This window comes from Hansschlegelia beijingensis (genome assembly GCF_014196425.1).
Lineage (GTDB): Bacteria > Pseudomonadota > Alphaproteobacteria > Rhizobiales > Methylopilaceae > Methylopila > Methylopila beijingensis.
In genome coordinates this window covers 112361-135096 of sequence record NZ_JACIDR010000003.1, presented here as the reverse complement: position 1 = coordinate 135096, position 22736 = coordinate 112361, and the positions used below count along the sequence as shown (strand labels likewise).

Here is a 22736-nt window from a genome sequence, read left to right as displayed (position 1 = left end):
TCAGCTCCTGCGGCCCGCGCCCGCATGCGCCGCCACCTTGCGGAACACCGAAGGCAGCGCCTCGTTCGCCAGTTCCGCGGCCGCCACCCAGCGCGCGCCCGCCGGCGCCGGCGTGCCGGCCGGCACCCGGGCGGCCAGCACCGCGAGCTCCAGCGCGAAATGGCTGAAGACATGGGTGACGAGCCCGGGCGTGCGCCGCCACTCGGCCGCCAGCGGCGCCTCGGCGGCGAGCGCCGAGACGGGCAGCGTCAGGTCGACGTCGGCGGCCCAGCGGCCGGTCGGCGTTTCGGTCATGCCGCCGAGCAGGCCCTTCGGGGCGCGGCTGCGCAGCAGCGCCGCGCCGTCCGGCCGCTCGACCCAGAAGGCGACGCCGCGCCGGGTCGGCCGCTCGGCCTTCGGCGCCTTTCGCGGAAAGGTCTCCTGCGTGCCGGCGCGACGCGCCGCGCAGGGCTCGCTCCAGGGACACAGCGCGCACGCCGGACGGCGCGGCGTGCAGATGGTGGCGCCGAGGTCCATCATGGCCTGCGCGAAATCGCCCGGCCTCGCCTCCGGGGCGATGAGGCCGGCGAGCCGCCTGATCTCCGGCTTGGCCGCCGGCAGCGGCGTCTCGAGCGCGAACAGCCGCGTCACCACCCGCTCGACATTGCCGTCGACCACGATCGCAGGCAGGTCGAAAGCGATCGCGGCGATCGCGGCCGCCGTGTAGGGGCCGACCCCCGGCAGAGCGAGCAGTTCGGCTTCGCAAGCCGGGAAACGCCCGCCGTGGCGCGCCGCCACCGCCTGCGCGCAGGCGTGCAGGTTGCGCGCGCGCGAATAGTAGCCGAGGCCCGCCCAGAGCCGCAGCGCGTCGGCGAGCGGCGCGGCGGCGAGCGACCCGACATCCGGAAACCGCTCCAGGAAGCGCAGGAAATAGGGCCCGGCGGCCTTCACGGTGGTCTGCTGGAGCATGATCTCCGACAGCCAGACCCGGTACGGGTCGGCGCGCTCGCCGGGCTCGGCCCGCCAGGGCAGCCGCCGGCGATGGCGATCGTACCAGGCGAGCAGCGCGGCGGGATCGGGACGGGTTTCTGCGGCGACGGCCAAACTGTAGTCTCTGGGGAGCACGCGGTCGGAGGTCGATCCGCGACAAGCCTTATCGAGCGCCCTCGCGCCATGCTCAAGCCGTCCCGCGCCAAGCTGCTCGCCGATCTGCTGCCGCAGGCGCTCGGGCCCGCCGCCGCCAAGCAGGGCTTTGCGGGCGCGGAGATCATGGCGCGCTGGGCGACGATCGCCGGGCCGGACATCGCGGCGCGCGCGACGCCGCTCAAGCTCGCGGCCCCGCGCCCGCAGGGGCCGGACGCCGCGCCTGCGCAGTCCACGCTGCATCTCAGGGTCGAGGGCGCGTTCGCGCTCGAGATCCAGCACCGCGTCCCGGAGATCCTGGAGCGCGTCAACGCGCATCTCGGCTGGGCCTGCGTCGGTTCGGTGAAGCTCCGGCAGGGGTCCGCCGCGCCGTTCCGCAAGCCGCACCGGCCGCCCGCGCCGCCGCCCCCGCCGACCGAGGCCGAGGCCGCGCGCGTGCGCTCCGCCACCGCCCGGGTCGAGGAGGAGGGCCTCGCGGCCGCGCTCGACCGGCTCGGAATGGCCGCGCTCGCCAGGGCGCGCAGCCGCGGGCGCTAGCGGCCCGCGCGGCGCAGTTTCTTGCTGCCGCCACATTCTCCTTGCGAATAGTTGAGCTTGCCGCGACTTTGCGCGCAGATCGTCCAGACCACGCAAAGTGGCCCATAAAGGATCCGCCCGTGACGCTGACCCGACGCCGCCTTCTCGAGACCGCCGCCCTTGCGGCCGCAGGCTTCGCAGCGCTGTCGCTTGCGCCGCGCTTCGGCTTCCTCTCTCAGGCGGCCGCGCAGGAGGCCGACCAGCAGGAGCTTCTCGTCGCCGGCCCGCTCGGCGACAAGTCGGAAGGCAAGGCCGACGCGCCGGTCACGATCATCGAATACGCCTCGCTGACCTGCGGCCACTGCGCGCATTTCGCGGCCAACACCTATCCGGCGCTGAAGGAGAAATACATCGACACCGGCAAGGTGCGCTTCATCCTCCGCGAGTTCCCGCTCGACCCGCTCGCCGCCGCCGGCTTCATGCTCGCCCGCTGCGCCGGGGACGACAAATTCTTCCCCGTCGTCGAGCTGATGTTCCGCGAGCAGCGCCAGTGGGCCTATGCGGAGAAGCCGGTCGAAGCCCTGCAGAACCTCTCGAAGCAGCTCGGTTTCACACAGGAGAGCTTCCAGGCCTGCTTGACGAATCAGGAGCTGCTCGACGGTGTGAATGCGGTGCGTCAGCGCGGCGTCGAGAAGTTCGGGGTGAACTCGACCCCCACCTTCTTCATCAACGGCAAGGTCTATCGCGGGGCGATCGAGATTGCCGACCTGGACAAGATCCTTCAGCCGCTTCTCGACAAGGCCTGATCGGGCCGGTCTGACTGACGCGCGCAGCGGAGCGCGCGGGTCATGAACTTCACGCGGCTGCGCCTCGCGGGCTTCAAGACCTTCGTGGACGCGACCGAGGCGCCGATCGAGCCGGGGCTGACCGGCGTCGTCGGCCCGAACGGCTGCGGCAAGTCCAACCTGCTCGAAGCGCTGCGCTGGGTGATGGGCGAAAGCTCGTTCAAATCCCTGCGCGGCTCCGGCATGGAGGACGTGATCTTCGCCGGCAGCGGCGGCCGGCCGGCGCGCAACCACGCCGAAGTCATCCTCACCCTCGACAATTCCGCCCGGCTCGCGCCGGAGCCGTTCAACCAGGCGGCGGAGATCGAGGTCAGCCGCAAGATCTCGCGCGGCCTCGGCTCGACCTACCGGATCAACGGCCGCGAGGCGCGCGCCCGCGACGTGCAGCTGCTGTTCGCCGACGCCTCGTCGGGCGCCCGCTCGCCCGCGCTCGTCGGACAGGGCCGCGTCGGCGAGATCATCAATGCGCGGCCCGAGCAGCGCCGGCGCATCCTCGAGGAGGCCGCCGGCGTCTCGGGCCTCCACGCCCGCCGCCGCGAGGCCGAGGGCAGGCTCGAGGCCGCCGAGCAGAACCTGTCGCGCGTCGAGGACGTGCTGGGCCAGCTGTCGTCGCGCGCCGAGACGCTGCGGCGTCAGGCCCGCGGGGCCCAGCGCTACCGGCAGCTGACCGAGGAGATTCTGGCCGCCGAGGCCATGTCGCTGCTGCTCCGCCACGAGCAGGCCGCGGCCGGGGCCGCCGAGGCGGAGGCCGCGGAGGGCGCCGCGACCGCGCTCGTCGCCGAGGCGATGCGCGCGCAGGGCGAGGCGGCGCGCGCCGAAGGCGTCGCGGCGCATGCGCTGGCGCCCGCCCGGACCGCCGCAGCCGAGGCCGAGGCGGCGCTCCGCCGTCTGACGCAGGAGGCCGGCCAGCTCGAAGGCGAGGAGGCCCGCGCCCGCGCCCGCCTCGCGGAGCTCGCCGCGCGGCTCACCCAGATCGAGGGCGATCTCGCCCGCGAGGAGGCGCTCGCCGCCGACGCCGCCGCATCCCTGGCGCGCGCCGAGCAGGGGCTGCGCGAGCTCGGGCGCCAGACCTCGGTCGAGGACGAGGCCGAAGGCCGCGCGGCGCTGGCGCAGGCCGAACGCAGGGTCGCGGAGGCGGAGGCCGCGCTGTCGGCCGCGACCGAGGCGGCGGCGAGACGCGCCGCCGAACGTCGCGACGCCGAGCGCCGGCGCGACGAGGCCGAGCGGCGCGCCGCCAACCTGTCGCGCGAAGCCGCCGAGCTCGAGCAGGAGAAGCAGCGCCTCGCCGCCGAGGCCGGACGGGAGGGCGACGTCGGCGAGCTCGCCGCCCGCGCCGAAGCCGCGAAGGCCCGGATGGTCGAGGCCGAGAAATCGGTCGAGGCCGCGGAGGCCGCGCACGCGTCGGCGCGCGCGCAGGAAAGCGCCGCTCGTGGACCCGCGGCGCAGGCGGCCGGCCGCGCCGACCGCGCCCAGACCGAGGCGCGCACGCTGCGCAAACTGCTCGCCGCCGATTCGGCGCGCGCCTTCGCGCCGGTCGTCGACCTGCTTACGGTCTCGCCCGGCTACGAGGCCGCCCTCGGGGCGGCGCTCGGCGACGATCTCGAAGCCTCCATCGACGCCGCCGCCCCGGCGCGGTGGCGGGCGCTGCCGGCGGAAGGCGACCCCGCCCTGCCGGAAGGCGTCGAGCCGCTCGCCGGGCATGTCGCGGCGCCGGCGGAGCTCGCCCGCGCGCTCGCGCAGGTCGGCGTCGTCGCGCGCGCGGACGGCGCCCGGCTCCAGCCGCGGCTCGCGGCGGGCCAGCGGCTCGTCAGCCGTGAAGGCGATCTGTGGCGCTGGGACGGGCTGACGCTGGCGGCCGAAGCCCCGACGCCGGCCGCGCGCCGGCTCCAGGAGAAGAACCGCCTCGGCGAGGTCGAGCGCATCGCGGAGGCCGCCCGGGCCGAGGCCGAGCGGCTGCGCGCCGAGGCCGACGAGGCGCGGCGCCGGGCCGGCATGGCGGCGAATTTCGAGCGCTCCGCCCGGGAGGCCGCCAAGGCCGCGCGTTCGGCCGCCGACGCCGCCCGCGAGGCGCACGCGGCGGCCGAGCGCGCCGCCGGCAAGGTCGCGGCGCGCCGATCGGCGGTCGAGGAGGCCGGCGCCCGCGTGGCGGCGCAGCTCGCGGAGGCGCGCGAGGCGGCCCGCGCGGCCGGCGAGGCGCTCGCCGCGCTGCCCGCCGGAGGAGGCGCGGACGACCTCGCCGGGCTCAGGGCCGCGGTCGACGAGGCGCGCCGGGAGGCGGCGCGGGCGCGCGCCGCCGTCGAGGCGCAGGCCGCCGAGCAGCGCCGTCGCGAGTCGCGCCGCAAGGAGCTCGAGGCGGAGCTCGCCTCCTGGACGAGCCGCAGCGCAGGCGCGGCCGACCGGCTCGCGGCGCTGGCGGCCCGCAGGAGCGAGACCGCAACCGAGCGGGCCGGGCTGGAGAGCCGGCCGGACGAGATCGCCGAAGCCCGCGTCAGGCTGCGCGCCGCGCTGCAGGAGGCGGAGGCGCGCGCGAAGGCTGCGGGCGACGCGCTCGCGGCGGCCGAGACGGCGCATCGAGAGGCGGACCGTGCGGCCCGCGCGGCGCTCGACCGGCTCTCGGAAGCGCGCGAGGCGACCGCACGCGCCGGCGCGAAGCTCGAGGCCGCGCGGGAGAAGCAGGCCGCCGCCGCTGCGCGAATCATGGAGGCGCGCGGTCTGACGCCGGGCGAGCTCGCCGAGAGCCTCGCGGCCGCGCCACGCGAAACCGTGCAGTCCGCCGACGAGCGCCTCTCCCGCGCCACCGCGGCGCGCGAGCGCCTCGGGCCGGTCAATCTGCGCGCCGAGGAGGACCTCGCGGAGGCCGAGGCGAGCCACCAGACCCTGTCGGCCGAACAGGCGGATCTGACCGAGGCGATCGCGCGCCTGCGGGCCGCGGTCCGTTCGCTGAACCAGGAGGGGCGCACCCGCCTGCTCGCCGCCTTCGAGCGGGTCGACGCGCATTTCCGCGAGCTGTTCACCAAGCTGTTCGAGGGCGGCGAGGCGCAGCTCGAACTGGTCGAATCGGACGATCCGCTGGAGGCCGGGCTCGAGGTGATCGCGCGGCCGCCGGGCAAGAAGCCTCAGACGCTCTCGCTGCTGTCGGGCGGCGAACAGGCGCTGACGGCGCTCGCGCTGGTGTTCGCGGTCTTCCTGACGAATCCCGCCCCGGTCTGCGTGCTCGACGAGGTCGACGCGCCGCTCGACGACGCCAATGTCGACCGATTCTGCGGCCTGCTCGAAGAGATGTCGCGGGCGACGACCACACGGTTCCTGGTCGTCACCCACAATCCCCTCACCATGGCGCGGATGGACCGCCTGCTCGGCGTCACCATGGCGGAGCGCGGCGTCAGCCAGCTCGTGTCCGTCGATCTGCAGACGGCGGCCGAACTCGCCGAGGCCGTGTAGTCGCGCCGAGGTGAAGACGAAGCCTTGGGAAGAACGCCGGCTCAGAAGCTGATTTCTTTTGTGAATCAGTGATTTACATCTTTGCGGCGGAACCTTGACAGGGTTAGGACGAAAAAATAGGGTGCCGGCGGTTTTCGGGGGGGTCGGCCGCTCCGGGTGTCCGGCGAGGCTGCCGCGTGATGACGCAAAGCTCTGACGGAAAACCGGGTCAACCAGATCCCGCCGGCGAAGGCGACCTGGCAAGCCGACTCGATCGGCTCGACAGGCAGCTGAAGCAGCGCTCCGAGACCGACACGAAGGCCGAGGCCGATGCCGCGGGGCGCAGCGCGTCCATGGGCGCCGGCGTGGCGAACGCGCTCCGGCTCAGCTCGGAGTTCGTCGCCGGGGTTGTGGCCGGCGGCCTGATCGGCTGGGGCTTCGACCAGTTCCTGGGCATCTCGCCCTGGGGACTGATCGTGTTCCTGCTGCTCGGCTTCGTCGCCGGCGTGTTGAACGTGATGCGCGCGGCGGGCATGACGCCCGGACCGCGCGTCGACTGACGAGGCGTCCCGCTTTCGGCGGGCTTACGACGAGGCGGCGCGACAGCGCCGGGACAGGGCAAAGGGACGATGGCCGGCGCGAGTGATCCGATCCACCAGTTCCAGATCGTCCCCCTCATCGGGGACGGGACCTTCGCCTTCACCAATTCCGCCCTGTATATGGGCCTGACGGTCGCCGCGATCACCGGCTTCCTGCTTCTCGGCACCTCCGCGCGCACGCTGGTTCCCGGCCGTCTGCAGTCGCTCGCCGAGCTTTCCTACGAGTTCGTCGCGACGACGATCCACCAGACGTCCGGCCGCGACGGCATGCGGTTCTTCCCGTTCGTCTACTCGCTGTTCATGTTCATCCTGATCTCGAACCTGATCGGGATGATCCCCTACACGTTCACGGTCGCGAGCCAGCTGATCGTCACCTTCGCGCTGGCGCTGGCGGTGATCCTGACGGTGATCGGCTACGGCTTCGCCAAGCACGGGCTGGCCTTCCTCAAGCTGTTCGTGCCGCACGGCGTGCCGCTCGTGATCCTGCCGCTGGTGGTGGTGATCGAGGTGATCTCCTTCCTGTCGCGGCCGATCAGCCTCAGCGTCCGTCTGTTCGCCAACATGCTGGCGGGCCACATCACGCTGAAGGTGTTCGCCGGCTTCGTCACCATGCTCTCGGGCAGCCTCGGAGCGCTCGGCCTCGCCATCGGCGTGCTGCCGCTGGCGCTCGCGGTCGGCATCACCGCGCTCGAGTTCCTCGTCGCCTTCCTGCAGGCCTACGTCTTCACGCTGCTCGCCTGCATGTACCTGAACGACGCGCTGCACCCCGGCCACTGATCGGCCCGCTGCGCCCTCGCCCAGAAACCCACCTTCCCCATCGGAGTTCTCGTCATGGAAGCTGAAGCCGCCAAGTACATCGGCGCCGGTCTCGCCACCCTCGGCATGGGCGGCGCCGCCGTCGGCGTCGCGAACATCTTCTCCAGCTACCTCGCCGGCGCGCTGCGCAACCCGTCGGCCGCCGACGGCCAGTTCGCCCGCCTGATCTTCGGCTTCGCGGTGACGGAAGCGCTCGGCATCTTCTCGCTGCTCGTCGCGCTCCTCCTGCTGTTCGCCGTCTGATCAGCTGAACACGCTTGACGCGGGGCGATCGACGCCCCGCGCGAGCCTATGGAGACCGCGATGACCGAGACCGTGGGCCAAAGCGGCCACACGATCGTGCTCGCCCAGCAGACGCACGACGGGGCGACACCGACTTTCGCCGGGACGGAAACGGCGGGCTCCCATGCCGCAGGGCACGACCCGGCGTTCCCGCCCTTCGACGCCAACACCTTCCCGGGCCAGTTGCTGTGGCTCGCGATCTTCTTCGGGCTGCTGCTGTGGCTGATGAAGTCGATCGCGCTGCCGCGCGTCAGCAACATCCTGGAGGGCCGCGCCGATCGCATCGCGTCCGATCTCGCCGAGGCCAACCGGCTGAAGAACGAGACTGACGCCGCGATCGAGTCCTACGAGAAGGCGCTCGCCTCCGCCCGCGCGGAAGCCGGCCGCATCGCCGGCGAGATGCATGAGCGGATCGCCCGGGACGCCGAGGAGAAGCGCCAGCAGCTCGAGGCCGAGCTGAACGCGAAGCTCGCCGACGCCGACCGGCAGATCGCCGAGAGCAAGGCGGCGGCGCTGTCCAACGTTCGCGGCATCGCGGTCGAGGCCGGCGCGGCGATCGTCGAGCGGCTCACCGGCAAGGCGCCTGCGCAGCCCGAGATCGAGCAGGCGGTCGACGCCTCGCTCGCAGCCTGACGGAGATCATCATGGGCAGCGCAGAACTCTGGGTCCTAGTCGCCTTCCTGATCTTCATCGGCCTGCTGGTCTATGTCGGCGCGCCGGCCAAGATCCTCGGCGCGCTCGACGCCCGCTCGGCCAAGATCAAGGCCGAGCTCGACGAGGCGCGGGCGCTCCGCGAGGAGGCCCAGCGCCTGCTGTCGGACTACAAGCGCAAGCGCGAGGAGGCCGAGCGCGAGGCCGAGGCGATCGTCGCCAACGCCCGCAAGGACGCCGAGTTCTACGCCGCCGACGCGAAGGCGAAGGCGGAGGACTTCGTCGCCCGCCGGACCCGGGCCGCGGAGCAGAAGATCGCTCTGGCGGAGAGCCAGGCCGTCGCGGAGGTTCGCGCCGCCGCGGCCGAGGCGGCGGTGTCGGCGGCCGAGCGCGTGCTGGCCGGCCAGGCCAAGGGCCCCCTGTCGGACGAGCTGTTCGACCGCGGCGTCAGCGAGCTTCGCACGAAGCTCAACTGACGCGGATCGAAACGACCTTCTGATCAAGCCGCCTCCGGGCGGCTTTTTCATGCCCGGAGCTCAAGCCCGAGGCCGCTCAGTTCGACTGGGCGGTCCGCACCGGCGTCGGCCTGGCGGCGACCTGCTGGCGGGCAGCCGGCGCCGGCTGCGCCGCGGCGGCCTGACGCCTCGGCTGGGCGACGGCCGCCTTCGGCCCCTGCGGCGCCGGCTGCCGCTGCGCCGCCTGAGCCTGAGCCTGGGCCTGGGTCCGCGCCTGCGCCTTGCGCTCCGCCGCGGCCCTGGCGAGCCGCGTGAAGTTGGTGTCGCCGCTCGGCGCGGCGCGCGTGGTCACGGCCGGGACCGGCGCGGCGCCGGCGGTGCCGACCCCGGCGCTGGGCGGAAGCGGCGGCGGCGGCGGGGCGGCGCGGGCCGTCCTGACCGCGCGCTTCACCGCGGCCTTGCGCACCGCCTTCGAGGCTTCCTTCTTGGCGGGCTGGCCGGCGGGATCGAAGCCCACCACCACCATCCAGTCGCGATACCCGCCCGGCGGCGGCGGCGGCAGCGAGACGTCGCTCTCGACGTGGTTGAACGAGACCCTCTGGATCCCGGTCGGCAGCTTCACCTTGAGCCTGATCTTGCGCGTCTCGACCGGGCGGCCCTCGGCGTCCTTGACCGAGACCTTGAGCGGCGCGTTGAACCAGCTCGGCCCGTTCTTCGAATCGCGCTCGCCCTCGCCGATCACGGCGACCTTGAGAATCGTCTCCGCGCCCAGATTGGCGCAGTCGCGCGCGAGGCCCTGCAGCGTGGCCTTGTAGGCGTCGTCGCGCGGCGGGAACGTGCCGGCCTGGGGCGCGACGGAGATCTTGGGACAGGAGGGATCGGCGTCGGCCTTGACCTGCACGCCGTCGGAGACCAGCGCGACCGCCTGCTGCTTCTCGGCCTCGGGGGACGCCGCGGCGTCCACGGCCTCCTGCGCGACGGCGCCGCCGGAAGCCGCGAGACCTGCGACGAGCGCGAGCGTTCCGCCCGTCTGATAGAGATCAATCATGTGACGAACCCGCGATGCTTGCCTGCCCCCGCATGCCCCCATTCATTCTTCGTGAACGAATCAGGCTGAATTGCGGAAAGGCCGCAGTCAAGCGCCGACATGCGCGGCGCCAGAGGTTTGTCGCGGGCCGCCGGAGGCGGGCTTCAGCCCTCCAGGGCCTCGAGTTCTCCGATCATGCGCTCGATCAGGCCGAGCCCGGTCTGCCAGAACGCCGGGTCGCGGGCGTCGAGCCCGAAGGGCGCGAGCAGCTCGGAATGATGCTTGGTGCCGCCCGCCGACAGCAGCGCGAAATAGCGCTCGGCGAAACCGTCCGAGGCGTTCTCGTAGACCGCGTAGAGCGAGTTCACGAGGCAGTCCCCGAACGCATAGGCGTAGACGTAGAACGGCGAATGGATGAAGTGCGGGATGTAGGTCCAGAACACCTCATAGCCCTCGCCGAGCCGGATCGACGGCCCGAGGCTCTCGGCCTGCACCTCCATCCAGATCTCGTTCAGCCGCTCGGCGGTGAGTTCGCCCTTCCGGCGCTCCTCATGGACCTTCCGCTCGAAGGTGTAGAACGCGATCTGGCGCACGACCGTGTTCAGCATGTCCTCGACCTTGCCGGCGAGCATCGCCTTGCGCTGAAGCGGGTCGGTGGTCTGCTTGAGCAGGGCCCGGAAGGTCAGCATCTCGCCGAACACCGAGGCGGTCTCGGCGAGCGTCAGCGGCGTCGGGGCCATCAGCGCGCCGTTGGGGGCGGCCAGCACCTGGTGCACGCCGTGGCCGAGCTCATGGGCGAGCGTCATCACGTCCCGCGGGCGGCCGAGATAGTTCAGCAGCACGTAAGGATGCGCTGACGGCACGGTCGGATGCGCGAAGGCGCCCGGCGCCTTGCCGGGGCGGCTCGGCGCGTCGATCCAGCGCTCGTCGAAGAAGCGGCGCGCGATGTCGGCCATGCGCGGCGCGAAGCCGCCATAGGCGTCCAGCACCGTCTTCTGCGCCTCGTCCCACGGGATCACGCGGCTCGGCACGGTGGGCAGGGGCGCGTTGCGGTCCCAGTAGTTCAGCGCGTCCATGCCGAACCACCTGGCCTTCAGCTTGTAATAGCGGTGCGACAGGCGCGGATAGGCGTCCTGGACGGCCGACACCAGCGCGTCGACGACCTCGCGCTCGACCCGGTTGGCGAGATGCCGGCTGTCGGCGACGTCCTCGAAATGCCGCCAGCGGTCCGAGATCTCCTTGTCCTTGGCGAGCACGTTGGTGATCAGCGTGAAGGTGCGGAGATTGGCCCTGAAGGTCTTGGACAGCGCCTTGGCGGCCTTCTCGCGGACCGCGCCGTCGGAGTCCTGCAGCAGGTTGAGCGTCGGCTCGAGCGTCAGGATCTCGCCGTCGATCTCGAAGCGCAGCGCCGCCATGGTCTCGTCGAACAGCCGGTTCCAGGCGCCCCGGCCGGTGACGGACTTCTCGTGGAACAGCTGCTCGACCCGATCCTCGAGCTGATGCGGCCGCTCCTTGCGGACGTCCTCGATGAAGGGCCGGTAATGCGCCAGCCGCGGCTCCGACATCGCCTCCTCGAGCAGGCCGTCGTCGAGGCGGTTGAGCTCGAGCGTGAAGAACAGCAGGTGCGACCAGACGTCGGTCAGCTTCTCCTGCACGTCGCCGTAGAACTTCGCGCCCTTCGGGTCCGCGGTGTTCTCCGAATAGACGAGGCTCGCATAGGAGGCGATCCGCCCGGTCAGGTCGTCGAGCGCCTCGTACTCCTTGATCGCGTCGATCAGCCCGCCGGAGGCCGCGAGGCCCGCGAGCGCGCCCTTGTGCTTGGTCTCGAAGGCGCGCGCGTCAGCGTCGGCGCGGGCGAGGTCGGCCGCGAGTTCGGGCGCGTCCAGGCCGGAATAGAGATCGGCGAGGTTCCATTCGGGCAGGGACCCGAGAGCTGCGGCGGCGTCGGACAATGGGCGGCTCACGATTGGCCGGCGCGGGATCGCGGCGGCGGGAAGGGTTGGGCAGATATCGCAACGCCTCCGGGCGCGATCAACCAAGCGGCTTCGCGCGATCCACTTAAGCGCCCATTTACTGCAGCCGGATCATGCTGGCGCGGCTTGCGCCCCCCGCAACGCCGCCGGAAGGCCGTGGATGACCGCCGTAATCCTCATTGTCGACGACGATCCGGTGCAGCGGCGTCTGTTGGAAGCTCAACTCCGGAGATTCGGGCATGAGGCCCGCACCGCCGAAGACGGGCTCGCCGCCATCGAGGCGCTGACCGCCGAAGGCGCGGCCTATGACCTGATGTTCCTCGACCTCGCCATGCCTGAGCTCGACGGTCTCGGCGTCATGGCGCGCATGCGCGAACTCGGCCTCAGCGTGCCCACCATCGTCCAGACGGCGAACGGCTCGATCGAGGCGGTGGTCGGCGCGATGCGGGCCGGCGCGGTCGACTTCGTGGTCAAGCCGGTCGGCCCGGAGCGCCTGCAGGTCTCGATTCGCAATGCGCTCAGGACCGACGCGCTGCAGGGCGAGATCCGCCGCATCGGCAAGCGGGACGCCGGCACCCTCACCTTGCGGGATCTGCCGACCCGCGCGCCCGCCATGGCGGACGCCGTCCGCCTCGGGGAGCGCGCCGCCGCCTCGGCGATCCCGGTGCTGATCGAAGGCGAGTCCGGCGTCGGCAAGGAGCTGTTCGCCCGCGCCATCGCGGGCGCCGGCGAGCGCGCCGGAAAGCCGTTCGTGGCCGTGAACTGCGGCGCGATTCCCCAGAACCTCGTGGAGTCGATCCTGTTCGGGCATGAGCGCGGCGCCTTCACGGGCGCGACGGAGCGCCATGTCGGAAAATTCGTCGAGGCCGACGGCGGCACGCTGTTCCTGGACGAGATCGGCGAACTGCCGGCCGACGCACAGGTCAAGCTGCTGCGCGCGCTGCAGGAGGGAGAGGTCGACCCGGTCGGCTCCAAGCGCCCCGTGAAGGTCGATCTCAGGGTGATCTCGGCGACCAATCGCGACCTGTTCCAACGGGTGCGCGAGGGGTCGTTCCGCGAGGACCTGTATTACCGCCTCAGCGTGTTTCCGGTGAAGGTGCCGCCGCTGCGCGCCCGCCGCGCCGACCTCCGGGACCTCGCGCGGCGCTTCCTCGCCCGCTTCGCGGCCGAGGAGAACCGCGCGGTCTCCGGCTTCTCGCCATCCGCCCTCGCGCTGCTGGAGCGCTACGCGTGGCCCGGCAACGTCCGCGAGCTCGAGAACGCGGTGTTCCGCGCGGTCGTGCTGGCCGAGGACACCGAGCTGCGCCCCATCGACTTCCCGCAGATCGCGGCGGCGCTGGGCGAGGAGCCCGAGGAGCTCGAGGAAGCGCCCCGGCCTTCGCTGGCGCGCGACCTCGCCGAGCCCGAGCTCGTGCGCACGCTCGACACGCCGGCGCTGCCGCTGTTCGCGGCGGACGGGCGGCTGCGGCCGCTGGAGGCGCTCGAGGCCGACGCGATCCGATACGCCATCCGGCATCTCGGCGGACAGATGACCGAGGTCGCGCGCAGGCTCGGGATCGGGCGTTCGACGCTCTACCGACGCATCAAGGAGCTCGGCCTCGACGAGGAATGTGGCGACCGGGACACGAAGAACGGCGAAGCCGTCGCGTGAACCTTTCGCGCCCGCGAACGTAGTTGAACAGCAGAGCCGCCGACCGCATCGTCGTGCCTCACGCAGGGACTGAGCCTATGATCGAGATTGCCATCGCGCACACGGCTGGGCTTGGGCCTGTGCGGCGCGCCGGCGCGGCCCTGATGCTCGGGGTCGCCCTCGCGGCCCTCGCCGCCGGAACCTCGCGCGCCGAGACCGACGCCGCCGCCACGCTCGACGCGCTGACCGCGCCGGAGCTGGATTCCCGACCCACGGGCTCCATCGACGCCGAGGCGCCGGCGACCAATGTCGCGCTGCCGCCGGAGGAGCCGGCCGCCCAGCCCGCGGCGCCCGCGCCCGCGGCGTCCCCGGCGGCGCCTGCAGGAACGCCCCAGCCGGTGGAGGCCACGGCCCCCGCGCTCGCCCCGCTGCCGGCCGCAATCGTCCAGCTCGCCGCCGAGCAGGGGCCCGGGGCGCGCCTGAAGCTCGCCGACGCCGACCGCGCGGCGCTCAAGGCGTTCTACGAGGCGCGCCAGGGCGAGCCGATCTGGTTCGAGGACGGCCGCCTCACCGCGAAGGCTGACGCCGCCAGGGCGCGCATCGCCGCCGCGACCGACGACGGGCTCGACGCCCGCTCCTTCCGCCTGCCCACGGCTCCGCTCTCGGACGAGCCGCAGGACATCGCCCGCGCCGAGCTCGAGCTTTCGGCCGCGGCGCTCGGCTACGCTCGCGCCGCCTGGGGCGGGCGCGTCGATCCGAACCTGATCAGCCGCGACGTCGCGGTCCGCCCGGACCCGTTCGACGCCGGCGCGGCCCTCGCCTCGATCGAGACGAGCGGCGACGTCGCCGCCACGCTCGACGCCTTCAATCCGCCGCTGCCGCAGTTCCAGGCGCTGCGCAAGCTGCTCAGGGAGGCGCGCGCGACCCAGGCCGAGAAGGCCGACCGGCCCGAGATCCCGTTCGGCAAGCTGCTGCGCCCGGGCGACGAGGACCCGCGGGTGCCGGCGCTGCGCAAGCGCCTCGGTCTCGCGGGCGCGGATGACGACTACCTGTATGACGACGCGCTCGCGGCCGCCGTGGTCAACTTCCAGCTCGACAAGAAGATCGAGTCCTCGGGCGTGGTCGGCCGGCAGACGATCGGCGCGCTCAATGGCGGGGTGGAGCGCCGGGACGAGTCCGAGCTCATCGCGATCAACATGGAGCGCTGGCGCTGGATGCCGCGCGACCTCGGCGCCCGGCACGTCTTCGTGGACCTGCCGGCCTACCGGCTGCGCGTCGTCAAGGACGGGCAGGACACCTACGAGACGCGGGTGATCATCGGCAAGCCGAGCAACCAGACGCCGGTGCTGACGAGCGCGATCAACAACATCGTCGTCAACCCGTACTGGAACGTCCCGGTCTCGATCGCGCTGGCCGAGCTCTCGCAGGGATCGCTGCGCGGCTTCGAGGTGGTCGACAGGAAGGGCCGCGTGGTGCCGCCGTCGGAGGTCAACTGGGCCGACGTCAAGGCGCACAAGCTGCGCATCCGCCAGCCGCCCGGCGAGCGCAACGCGCTCGGCCACATCAAGTTCCAGTTCCAGAACCGGTTCGCCGTCTATCTGCACGACACGTCGAGCCGCAAGCTGTTCGGCAACGACTACCGCGCGCTGAGCCATGGCTGCGTCCGGGTCGACAAGCCGCTGGAGTTCGCCGACGCGCTGTCAGGCGACCAGGGTCTTTCGGGCGACAGGCTGAAGGCGATGATCGGCGGAAAGGAACGCGGCCTGCCGATCGCCGAGCCGGTGCCGGTGCATCTCGCCTATTTCACCGCGTGGGTGAACGGCGACGGGACGCTGGAGCGGCGCAAGGACGTCTACGATCTCGACGGACGCATGGCGGCTGCGCTCCGCGGCGAGCAGCTGTCGCGCCCGCGGCCGGCGGCGCCCCCGGCGCTGCCGAAGATCGTGCGCGCCAAGCCGAAGCCCGCGCCCGAAGCCCAGGCGGCGGCGGCCGTTCCGCCGCCCCAGACCCGGCCCAGCGCGCCCAACTGGCTGTCCAGACTGTTCGGTGATTCGCGGTACTGACGCCCCGTCCAAATATGGCGAAAAGGAGAACGCTATCTCCTTTTTGCATCCCCCGGCAGATTTCGGACTGGCTTTTGCCAAAAGGCGAGGCTACCAAGTCACTGTTCGGGGGGTTCGGGGGTAGCTTTCTGCGCGGTCAGTCACCGTACATTAACCACCTCCGCTGAGACTTTGTTGATCAATCGGCTCGTCGGCGCGTCGCGCTGGCGAGACCCGGGCGATCTCTCAGGTCAGGACGGATCATTGCTGGACAACCATTCGTCGCGACGTCCGCGCTGGCGCTTTTCTTCGCGCCGCGCCGGAGCCGTCCTCCTCGGAGCCCTCGCGCTGCTGCTGGGCTCGGAGGCGACCCAGGACGCTGTCGCCAATGGCGACACGCGGACCCTGACGCTCTATCACACGCATCGCGGCGACTCCGTCACGGTGACGTTCAAGAGGAACGGCCGCTACGACGCGGACGGCCTGAAGAAGCTAAGTTACTTCCTGCGCGACTGGCGGAATAACAAGCAGACGCGGATGGAGCCGCGGCTGTTCGACATTGTCTGGGAAGTCCACCGGCAGGTCGGCCGCGGCGCGATGATCAACATCGTCTCTGCGTATCGCAGCCCCGAGACCAACGCCTATCTGCGCGCCAACAGCCGCGGCGTCGCCAAGTTCAGCCAGCACATGCTCGGCCGGGCGATGGATTTCTACATCACGGGCGTGCCGGTGTCCTCCGTCCGCGAGGCCGGCATGCGGCTCCAGGCCGGCGGCGTCGGCTTCTATCCCACCTCCGGCCGGCCCTTCGTGCATCTCGACGCCGGCTCGGTGCGCGCCTGGCCGCGCATGACCCGCACCCAGCTCGTCAAGCTGTTCCCGAACGGCAAGACCGTTCATGTGCCGGCTGACGGAAAGCCGCTGCCCGGCTACCAGCTCGCGATGGCCGAGCTGAAGTCGCGCGGCTCGGTTTCGGTCGACACCGCCTACGCCTCCAGCGCCTCGGGCGGCGGCGGCAAGAGCTTCTTCGCGCGGCTGTTCGGCGGCGGCGACGAGGGCGACGAGACGGAGGCGACGCCGACGGCGGTCGCTTCGGCCGCGCCCGCCAGGCCCGCCGCTTCGTCCTCCGACGACGAGACCGCCGTTCGCTCGGTCAAGGTCGCGACGGTTCGCGTGCCGGTTCCGCCGGCCCGTCCGGCCGACCTCGTCCGCACGCAGCCGGAAATCGCGGTCGCCTCGGCCGCCCCGGCCACGGTTCCGGTGCCGCCGATCGCCCCGGCCCGCCGCGACGTCCAGATCGCGACCGCCTCGATACCGCTTCCGCCGGTGGCCCCCACCGTGGTGGCCGCCAAGCCGGTCCCGGTTCCGGCGCCGAACTACCAGCTTGCGTCGGCTGAGACGCCGTCCGCCGACGACGGCCCCAACATGGCCTGGCGCGAAGGCCCGAAGGGCGCGGAGCGCGGCTCGGTTCAGGCCGCCTCCCCGGCTCTTGCGCTCGCCTCCTCCATCCCGACGCCGCGGCCGCGGCCGACCACGGAGAGCGCCGTGGCGGTGCTCGCCGCTCTGCCGACGCCGGGCCCGTCCGGCGAACGCCGGCCGCGCGAGATCAACCCGCAGGTCGCGAGCGCCTACCAGGCCGAGGCGGGCACGTTCCCGCGGCTTCCGGATGCGTTCACGGGCAACAAGCCTTCGTCTGACGGCGAGATGACGCTGGCCTACGCCTCGCCCGACGCCGGCGGCGCGGCCACGACCCGCGCGGCCGTCGCGCCGCACACGGAGGTCACCGCGACCGCGCCGACCGACCCGAACGTCCGCGTCCTGTCGCCTTACGCGACGCCCGCGGCGGTCTATGCGGCCGCCACCGCGCCGCAGCGCCGGCGCGCCACGCTGAGCGCGGAAGCCATGGTCACCGCCCGCATGGACGCCGCCTCTTTGCGGGTGGCGGTCATCCCGGTGAAGGTCGAGCGCCTGCCGGCGATGACCCATCCGGACCAGGCCCATGTGGCGACGCTGATGGTCGCGCCGAGCGCCGCGCTCGTCGGCGGCTTCGGCTCCGACCCGACGCACGGCGCGCACACCGACCGCTTCGCCGGCTCCTCCGTGATGCTGCTCAGGACGCAGTCCTTCCTGCCGACCGGCGGCTACGCCCAGGCGAGCTCTCACGGCTGACGTCCGAAGACGCGAGATCGAAAAAAGCCCCGGCTCCGGCCGGGGCTTTTTTTATGGCCTGTCGGCGCGGGACAATCCGCCGCTTGAACGGCGGCTGCGGCCCGCTAGCGTGTGGCGACCTCGCCCGCGCCAAAGCCCGGCGGCGCCTCCGCCGCGCCTCGCCCCTCGGAGCAACACGTGACCACGAAGCCATGGCGCGTCGGACTGCTGTTCTCGACGACCGGCGTCACCGCCAATGTCGAGCGCACGCAGCTCAACGCGACGCAGCTCGCGATCGAGGAGATCAACGCGGCCGGCGGGGTGCATGGCCGCGAGATCACGCCCGTCGTCTATGACGGCGCCTCGAGCCCCCGGCAGTTCCGCGCGGTCGCCGAGCGTCTGATCGAGACGGACGGCGTCCGCCTGCTGTTCGGCTGCTACATGTCGAGCGTCCGCAAGGCGGTCCTGCCCGTGATCGACGGCTTTCGCGGCGCGCTGTTCTACCCGACCTTCTACGAAGGCTTCGAGTATTCGCCGCAGACGATCTACACCGGCGCGGCGCCCAACCAGAACGCCTTTCAGCTCGCCAAATACATCCTCGCCAAGCACGGCCAGCGGGTGCTGTTCGTCGGCTCGAACTACGTCTACCCCTACGAGATCAACCGCATCATGAGCGACTTCGTCGTTCAGTCGCGCGGCAAGGTGGTGGATGAGCTGTACATCCCGCTCGACGCCGGCGCGGAGGACATCGAGCGCGCGCTCAAGAAGATCCGCAAGACGAGCCCCGACGTCGTGTTCTCGACCATCGTCGGCCAGGCGACGGCGCCGTTCTACGAGGCCTATGCGGAAGCCGGCTTCGCGCCCTCGATCCCGATCGCGAGCCTCACGACCTCCGAGGCCGACATCGCCGAGATGCGCCCCGGCGTCGCCGAAGGCCACATCTCGGCCGCGACCTTCTTCGCCACGCTGGCGACGCCCCGCGCCCGGCGCTTCACGGCCGCCTTCCGGGGCCGCTTCGGCGAGGACGCGCCGATCCCGTCCGTGGCGGAGACCGCCTATTTCCAGATGCACCTCGCGGCCGCGGCGCTGGCGCGCGCGGGGAGCGACGACCCGCGGCGCGTTCTCGCCGAGGCGACCGAGATCGAGTACGACGCCCCGCAGGGCCGGGTGCGCATCGACCCCGACAACCACCACGCCTATGTCTGGCCGCGCGTTGCGCGGCTCGACGCGCAGGGCAGGTTCCAGATCATCTGGAATCCCGGCGTGCGGCTGAAGCCCGATCCCTATTGCGTCACGCAGAGCCTCGACGACTGGTCCGCGGACTTCGTCGACGCGCCGGCCTCCTGAGCGGCGGGCGCGATGAGCATCCAGATCCTTCGCGACATCCGCGGCCTGCGCGTCCAGGTGATCCACGCCAATGACGCCGAAGGCCAGCAGCTCGTCGAGCATCTGAAGCGCATCGGCTGCTTCGTCGAGACCGCATGGCCGGCCCCCGAAGCCTATGCGGAGAACGCGGATCTCGTGCTGCTGTCGGTCGACCAGGAGGACCGTGACGCGCTGCAGAAGCTGTTCCGCTCGCGCTCCGACAAGAGCCCGACCGTGATCGCGATCGTCGGCTACGAGAACCCGTCGACGCTCGCGCTGGTGCTCGAGAGCGGCGCGCTCGCCGTGGTGGAGCGCCCGATCAAGCCGTTCGGGCTGCTGACCCAGATCGCGCTCGCGCGCAGCCTCTGGAGCGAGCGCCGCGCCCAGGCCCGGCGGCTGCGCAAGCTCGAGCGCAAGCTCACCGGCATCCAGGAGATCCAGAAAGCCAAGGCCATCCTGATGTCGAGCCACGGCCTCTCCGAGGAGGAGGCCTATGGCTCGATCCGCCGTCAGGCGATGGCCAAACGTGTGTCGATGGAGGAGATGGCGACCGCCATCATCCGCGCGAGCGAGCTCTTGAACTTCCGTCCGGATGATGCTTAGCTGACCCCTAGACGTCGTCGCCAGCGCGCGATTGGCGTTTCTGCCAGATCACCAAGGTTGTTGATCCGGCGCGGCGATGTAGCCCGACAGTTCCCTTCCCGGGAATTGGCGGGCTTTTTTGTTTCTGCGCCTCCGACAAGGCGGTCGAAGGCGTCTCGCAGTCGAAGACAACCTGGCCGGAGCCGCGCGTGATGCGCCACGACTTCGGCTGACCTTTTCAAATGCCGACGCCGGAGCCGGACAGGCGCGGGATCGACGATCCGCGCCCTGCCGTCGGCCTCCGGACGGTCAGCGACGGGAGAGACCAGGATGATCCACGGCGATATCGGCTCGAGCAACGACACCGTCGGCGTCGCGGTCGTGAACTACAAGATGCCGCGGCTGCACACCAAGGCCGAGGTGCTGCAGAACGCCAAGAAGATCGCCGACATGGTGGTCGGCATGAAGGCCGGCCTGCCCGGAATGGACCTGGTGATCTTCCCCGAATACTCGACCCACGGGATCATGTACGACTCCAAGGAGATGTACGACACGGCCTCCGCGATCCCGGGCGAGGAGACCGAGATCTTCGCCGACGCGTGCCGGACCGCGAAGTGCTGGGGCGTGTTCTCGCTGACCGGCGAGCGCCACGAGGAGCATCCCAACAAGGCGCCCTACAACACGCTGATCCTGATGAACGACCAGGGCGAGATCGTTCAGAAGTATCGCAAGATCATGCCCTGGGTGCCGATCGAGGGCTGGTACCCGGGCGACTGCACCTATGTCTCCGAGGGGCCGAAGGGCCTCAAGATCAGCCTGATCATCTGCGACGACGGCAACTACCCGGAGATCTGGCGCGACTGCGCGATGCGCGGCGCCGAGCTGATCGTGCGCTGCCAGGGCTACATGTACCCGGCTAAGGAGCAGCAGATCACCATGGCCAAGGCGATGGCCTGGGCCAACAACACCTATGTGGCGGTGGCGAACGCCACCGGCTTCGACGGCGTCTATTCCTATTTCGGCCATTCGGCGATCGTCGGCTTCGACGGCCGCACGCTCGGCGAATGCGGCACCGAGGAGAACGGCGTGAACTACGCCCAGCTCTCGATGTCGCTGATCCGGGACCACCGCCGCACCGGCCAGTCCAACAACCACCTCTTCAAGCTGCTGCACCGCGGCTACACCGGCATGATCAACTCCGGCGACGGCGACAAGGGCGCGGCGGGCTGCCCCTACGACTTCTACAAGCGCTGGATCGCCGACCCCGAAGGCACGCGCGAGATGGTCGAGGCGATGACCCGGCCGACGGTGGGGGTCGACGAGTGCCCGATCGAAGGCCTGCCGACCGCCGCCGCCACGCACCGCTGATCTTTCGGCGCGGCGGCCAGGTCGTCGCGCCCCTTGCCCGAGCGCGCCATGCTGAAGATCGAGACGCTGGTCGGCAACCGCACCGACCCGCACATCCACGACCGCCTCCATCATCTCGAGCACCACGGACGCGTGGAGACCGTCACCCTGCCGGCGGCCGACATGGCGCGGCGCCGGCTGCGCATCACGACGCCGTCCGGCGAGGAGCTCGCCATCGCGCTGCCGCGCGAGGAAAAGCTGTTCGACGGCGCGGTTCTGCTGCTCGAGCACGCGCGCGCCATCGTGCTGCGGGCCGAGGTCGAGCGCTGGCTGCGCCTGCAGCCCCGCTCGATCGCGGACGCCATCGAGATCGGCTACCACGCCGGCAACCTGCACTGGCGGGTCCGTTTCGAGGGCGAGAACCTGCTGGTCGCGCTCGAGGGACCGGTCGAGGACTATCTGGCGCGCCTCGACCCGCTGCTCGCCGGTCGCACGGTCCCGAGTTCGATCGTCAGCGACGATCTCGCCGCATGATCGGCCAGTTGCTTGCGATCTGGCAGGCGGACGCGGCCTTTCCGAGCGGCGGCTTCGCGTTCTCGAACGGCATGGAGGGGCTCGCGGCGGGCGGCGCGGCGCTCGACCCCGAGGCGCTGCGCCGGGTGATCGAGGGCGCGCTGCGGCGCCGCTGGGCGACGGCCGACCGCCCCGCTCTGCTGGGCGCGCTCGCGCGCGGCCACGACCTCGACGCGGTCGCGGAGATCGACCGCGAGATCGAGGCCGCCACGCTCGCCGAGCCGTTCCGCTCCGGCTCCCGCAAGAACGGCGCGGGCCTGCTCGCCGCCCATGCGCGGATCGGCACGCCGGGCGCGCGGGAGTGGCAGGCGCGGGTGCGCTCCGGCGCCGCTCTCGGGCATCTGGCGGCGACGCAGGGCGTCGTCTGGCGCGGCGCGGGCCTTGACGCGCAGGGCGCGAGCCTCGCCTCCGGCTACATGGCGGCGTCCGGCTTCGTCACCGCCGCCATCCGGCTCGGGATCATCGGCGCGGTCGCGGCGCAGTCGGTGCTGCGCGACCTGCTGGGCGTCGTGGCCGAACTCGCCGCCGCGCCGCCCCCGGCGCGGATCGAAAGCTTCTCGCCCCGTCTCGACGTGGCGGCGATCCGCCACGCGCGCGGCGAACTCCGCCTGTTCGCGAACTGACATGATGAGAGCCGCATGCTGCTGACGCCGACGGAACTCGAACGGCTGACGATCTTCACGGCGGCCGAGCTCGCCCGAAAGCGCCGCGCGCGCGGGCTGAAGCTCAACCACCCCGAGGCGGTGGCGTTCATCACCGACGAGATCCTGGAGGGCGCGCGCGACGGCCGCTCGGTGGCGGACCTGATCGGCTTCGGCGCCACGGTGCTGACGAGCGCCGACGTGATGCCCGGCGTGCCGGCGATGATCGACATCCTGCAGGTGGAATGCGTGTTTCCGGACGGCACCAAGCTCGTCACGGTCCACCAGCCGATCCGTCCCGCCGAAGGCTCCGCCCCGGATCCGGTGGAGCCCGGCGCGTCGCTGCCGCTCGACGGCGAGATCGAGCTCAACGCCGGCCGGCCGCGCGTGACGCTGACCGCCGTGAACACCGGCGACCGGCCGGTGCAGATCGGCTCGCATTTCCATTTCTTCGAGGTCAACCGGGCGATGGAGTTCGACCGCGCGCAGGCCTTCGGCATGCGGCTCGACATTCCGGCCGGCACCGCCGTCCGCTTCGAGCCGGGCCAGAGCAAGGAGGTCACGCTGGTGGCCTTCGGCGGCAGGCGCTTCGTCGGCGGGCTGAACGCGCTGACGGACGGCGACACGACGGCGCCCGGCGCGCGCGAGGCCGCGCTCGAAAAGGCCCGCGCGGCCGGTTTCCGCGGCGCGTGAGGGGATAGGGTC

At 71.8% G+C, this 22736-nt stretch carries 20 protein-coding genes; 17 read left to right on the top strand and 3 right to left on the bottom strand.

Annotation, left to right across the window (positions count from 1 at the left end; genetic code table 11):
• The gene (gene mutY, locus GGR24_RS10615; RefSeq protein WP_183395333.1) at window positions 1–1083 is read right to left on the bottom strand and encodes an A/G-specific adenine glycosylase; all 1083 of its coding nucleotides are present in this window, start codon (window positions 1081–1083) and stop codon (window positions 1–3) included.
• Window positions 1084–1152: 69 nt separating this feature from the next.
• Here mutY and GGR24_RS10610 point away from each other — a divergent pair, with 69 nt between their 5' ends.
• The 8 genes from GGR24_RS10610 to GGR24_RS10575 all read left to right on the top strand — a co-directional run bounded on the left by GGR24_RS10610 (window position 1153) and on the right by GGR24_RS10575 (window position 8727).
• Window positions 1153–1659, top strand: a complete 507-nt coding sequence (locus GGR24_RS10610; RefSeq protein WP_183395332.1) for a DUF721 domain-containing protein — start codon at window positions 1153–1155, stop codon at window positions 1657–1659.
• 119 nt (window positions 1660–1778) lie between these two features.
• Complete coding sequence (locus GGR24_RS10605) at window positions 1779–2444, top strand: thioredoxin domain-containing protein (RefSeq protein ID WP_183395331.1); 666 nt, start codon at window positions 1779–1781, stop codon at window positions 2442–2444.
• Window positions 2445–2486: 42 nt separating this feature from the next.
• Entirely contained in the window at window positions 2487–5924 is a 3438-nt protein-coding gene (locus GGR24_RS10600) for a chromosome segregation SMC family protein (protein WP_183395330.1), read from the top strand.
• A gap of 179 nt (window positions 5925–6103) precedes the next feature.
• Window positions 6104–6463 carry an AtpZ/AtpI family protein gene (locus GGR24_RS10595; protein WP_183395329.1) on the top strand — a complete coding sequence of 120 codons (360 nt, stop codon included), beginning with the start codon at window positions 6104–6106 and terminating at the stop codon, window positions 6461–6463.
• 69 nt (window positions 6464–6532) lie between these two features.
• Window positions 6533–7279: a F0F1 ATP synthase subunit A gene (locus GGR24_RS10590; protein WP_183395328.1), complete on the top strand. Its 747-nt coding sequence runs from the start codon at window positions 6533–6535 to the stop codon at window positions 7277–7279.
• Between the two features lie 54 nt (window positions 7280–7333).
• The gene (locus GGR24_RS10585) at window positions 7334–7561 is read left to right on the top strand and encodes a F0F1 ATP synthase subunit C (protein ID WP_183395327.1); all 228 of its coding nucleotides are present in this window, start codon (window positions 7334–7336) and stop codon (window positions 7559–7561) included.
• Window positions 7562–7621: 60 nt separating this feature from the next.
• Window positions 7622–8233 (top strand): F0F1 ATP synthase subunit B family protein, encoded by a 612-nt coding sequence (locus GGR24_RS10580; RefSeq protein WP_183395326.1) that lies wholly within the window; start codon window positions 7622–7624, stop codon window positions 8231–8233.
• Window positions 8234–8244: 11 nt separating this feature from the next.
• A complete protein-coding gene (locus tag GGR24_RS10575) occupies window positions 8245–8727 on the top strand; it encodes a F0F1 ATP synthase subunit B family protein (protein WP_183395325.1) in 483 nt (160 codons plus the stop codon).
• 76 nt (window positions 8728–8803) lie between these two features.
• On the opposite strand, the gene GGR24_RS10570 is transcribed toward GGR24_RS10575, so the two are convergent.
• Together GGR24_RS10570 and GGR24_RS10565 are read right to left on the bottom strand one after the other, a co-directional pair.
• Window positions 8804–9754, bottom strand: coding sequence for a hypothetical protein (locus tag GGR24_RS10570; RefSeq protein WP_183395324.1), 951 nt, complete (start codon window positions 9752–9754; stop codon window positions 8804–8806).
• A gap of 143 nt (window positions 9755–9897) precedes the next feature.
• On the bottom strand, window positions 9898–11685 hold the full coding sequence (locus GGR24_RS10565) for a M3 family oligoendopeptidase (protein ID WP_183395323.1): 1788 nt from the start codon (window positions 11683–11685) through the stop codon (window positions 9898–9900).
• 181 nt (window positions 11686–11866) lie between these two features.
• On the opposite strand from GGR24_RS10565, the gene GGR24_RS10560 reads away from it, so the two are divergent.
• The 9 genes from GGR24_RS10560 (at window position 11867) to GGR24_RS10520 (ending at window position 22724) form a co-directional block, all read left to right on the top strand.
• Window positions 11867–13357, top strand: a complete 1491-nt coding sequence (locus GGR24_RS10560; RefSeq protein ID WP_183395322.1) for a sigma-54-dependent transcriptional regulator — start codon at window positions 11867–11869, stop codon at window positions 13355–13357.
• 77 nt (window positions 13358–13434) lie between these two features.
• Window positions 13435–15399 carry a L,D-transpeptidase family protein gene (locus tag GGR24_RS10555; protein WP_183395321.1) on the top strand — a complete coding sequence of 655 codons (1965 nt, stop codon included), beginning with the start codon at window positions 13435–13437 and terminating at the stop codon, window positions 15397–15399.
• 243 nt (window positions 15400–15642) lie between these two features.
• Window positions 15643–17544: a peptidoglycan L,D-endopeptidase MepK gene (locus tag GGR24_RS10550; RefSeq protein WP_246398315.1), complete on the top strand. Its 1902-nt coding sequence runs from the start codon at window positions 15643–15645 to the stop codon at window positions 17542–17544.
• Window positions 17545–17721: 177 nt separating this feature from the next.
• Window positions 17722–18870, top strand: coding sequence for a transporter substrate-binding domain-containing protein (locus GGR24_RS10545; protein ID WP_343066242.1), 1149 nt, complete (start codon window positions 17722–17724; stop codon window positions 18868–18870).
• Window positions 18871–18882: 12 nt separating this feature from the next.
• Window positions 18883–19491, top strand: a complete 609-nt coding sequence (locus tag GGR24_RS10540; RefSeq protein ID WP_183395320.1) for an ANTAR domain-containing response regulator — start codon at window positions 18883–18885, stop codon at window positions 19489–19491.
• 309 nt (window positions 19492–19800) lie between these two features.
• The gene (locus GGR24_RS10535; RefSeq protein ID WP_183395319.1) at window positions 19801–20838 is read left to right on the top strand and encodes an aliphatic amidase; all 1038 of its coding nucleotides are present in this window, start codon (window positions 19801–19803) and stop codon (window positions 20836–20838) included.
• Between the two features lie 48 nt (window positions 20839–20886).
• Window positions 20887–21351, top strand: coding sequence for an urease accessory protein UreE (gene ureE, locus GGR24_RS10530; protein ID WP_183395318.1), 465 nt, complete (start codon window positions 20887–20889; stop codon window positions 21349–21351).
• Complete coding sequence (locus GGR24_RS10525) at window positions 21348–22013, top strand: urease accessory protein UreF (protein ID WP_183395317.1); 666 nt, start codon at window positions 21348–21350, stop codon at window positions 22011–22013. The genes ureE and GGR24_RS10525 overlap by 4 nt, the downstream gene beginning before the upstream one ends.
• A gap of 15 nt (window positions 22014–22028) precedes the next feature.
• Entirely contained in the window at window positions 22029–22724 is a 696-nt protein-coding gene (locus GGR24_RS10520) for an urease subunit gamma (protein ID WP_183395316.1), read from the top strand.
• The last annotated feature ends 12 nt before the right edge of the window (window positions 22725–22736 follow it).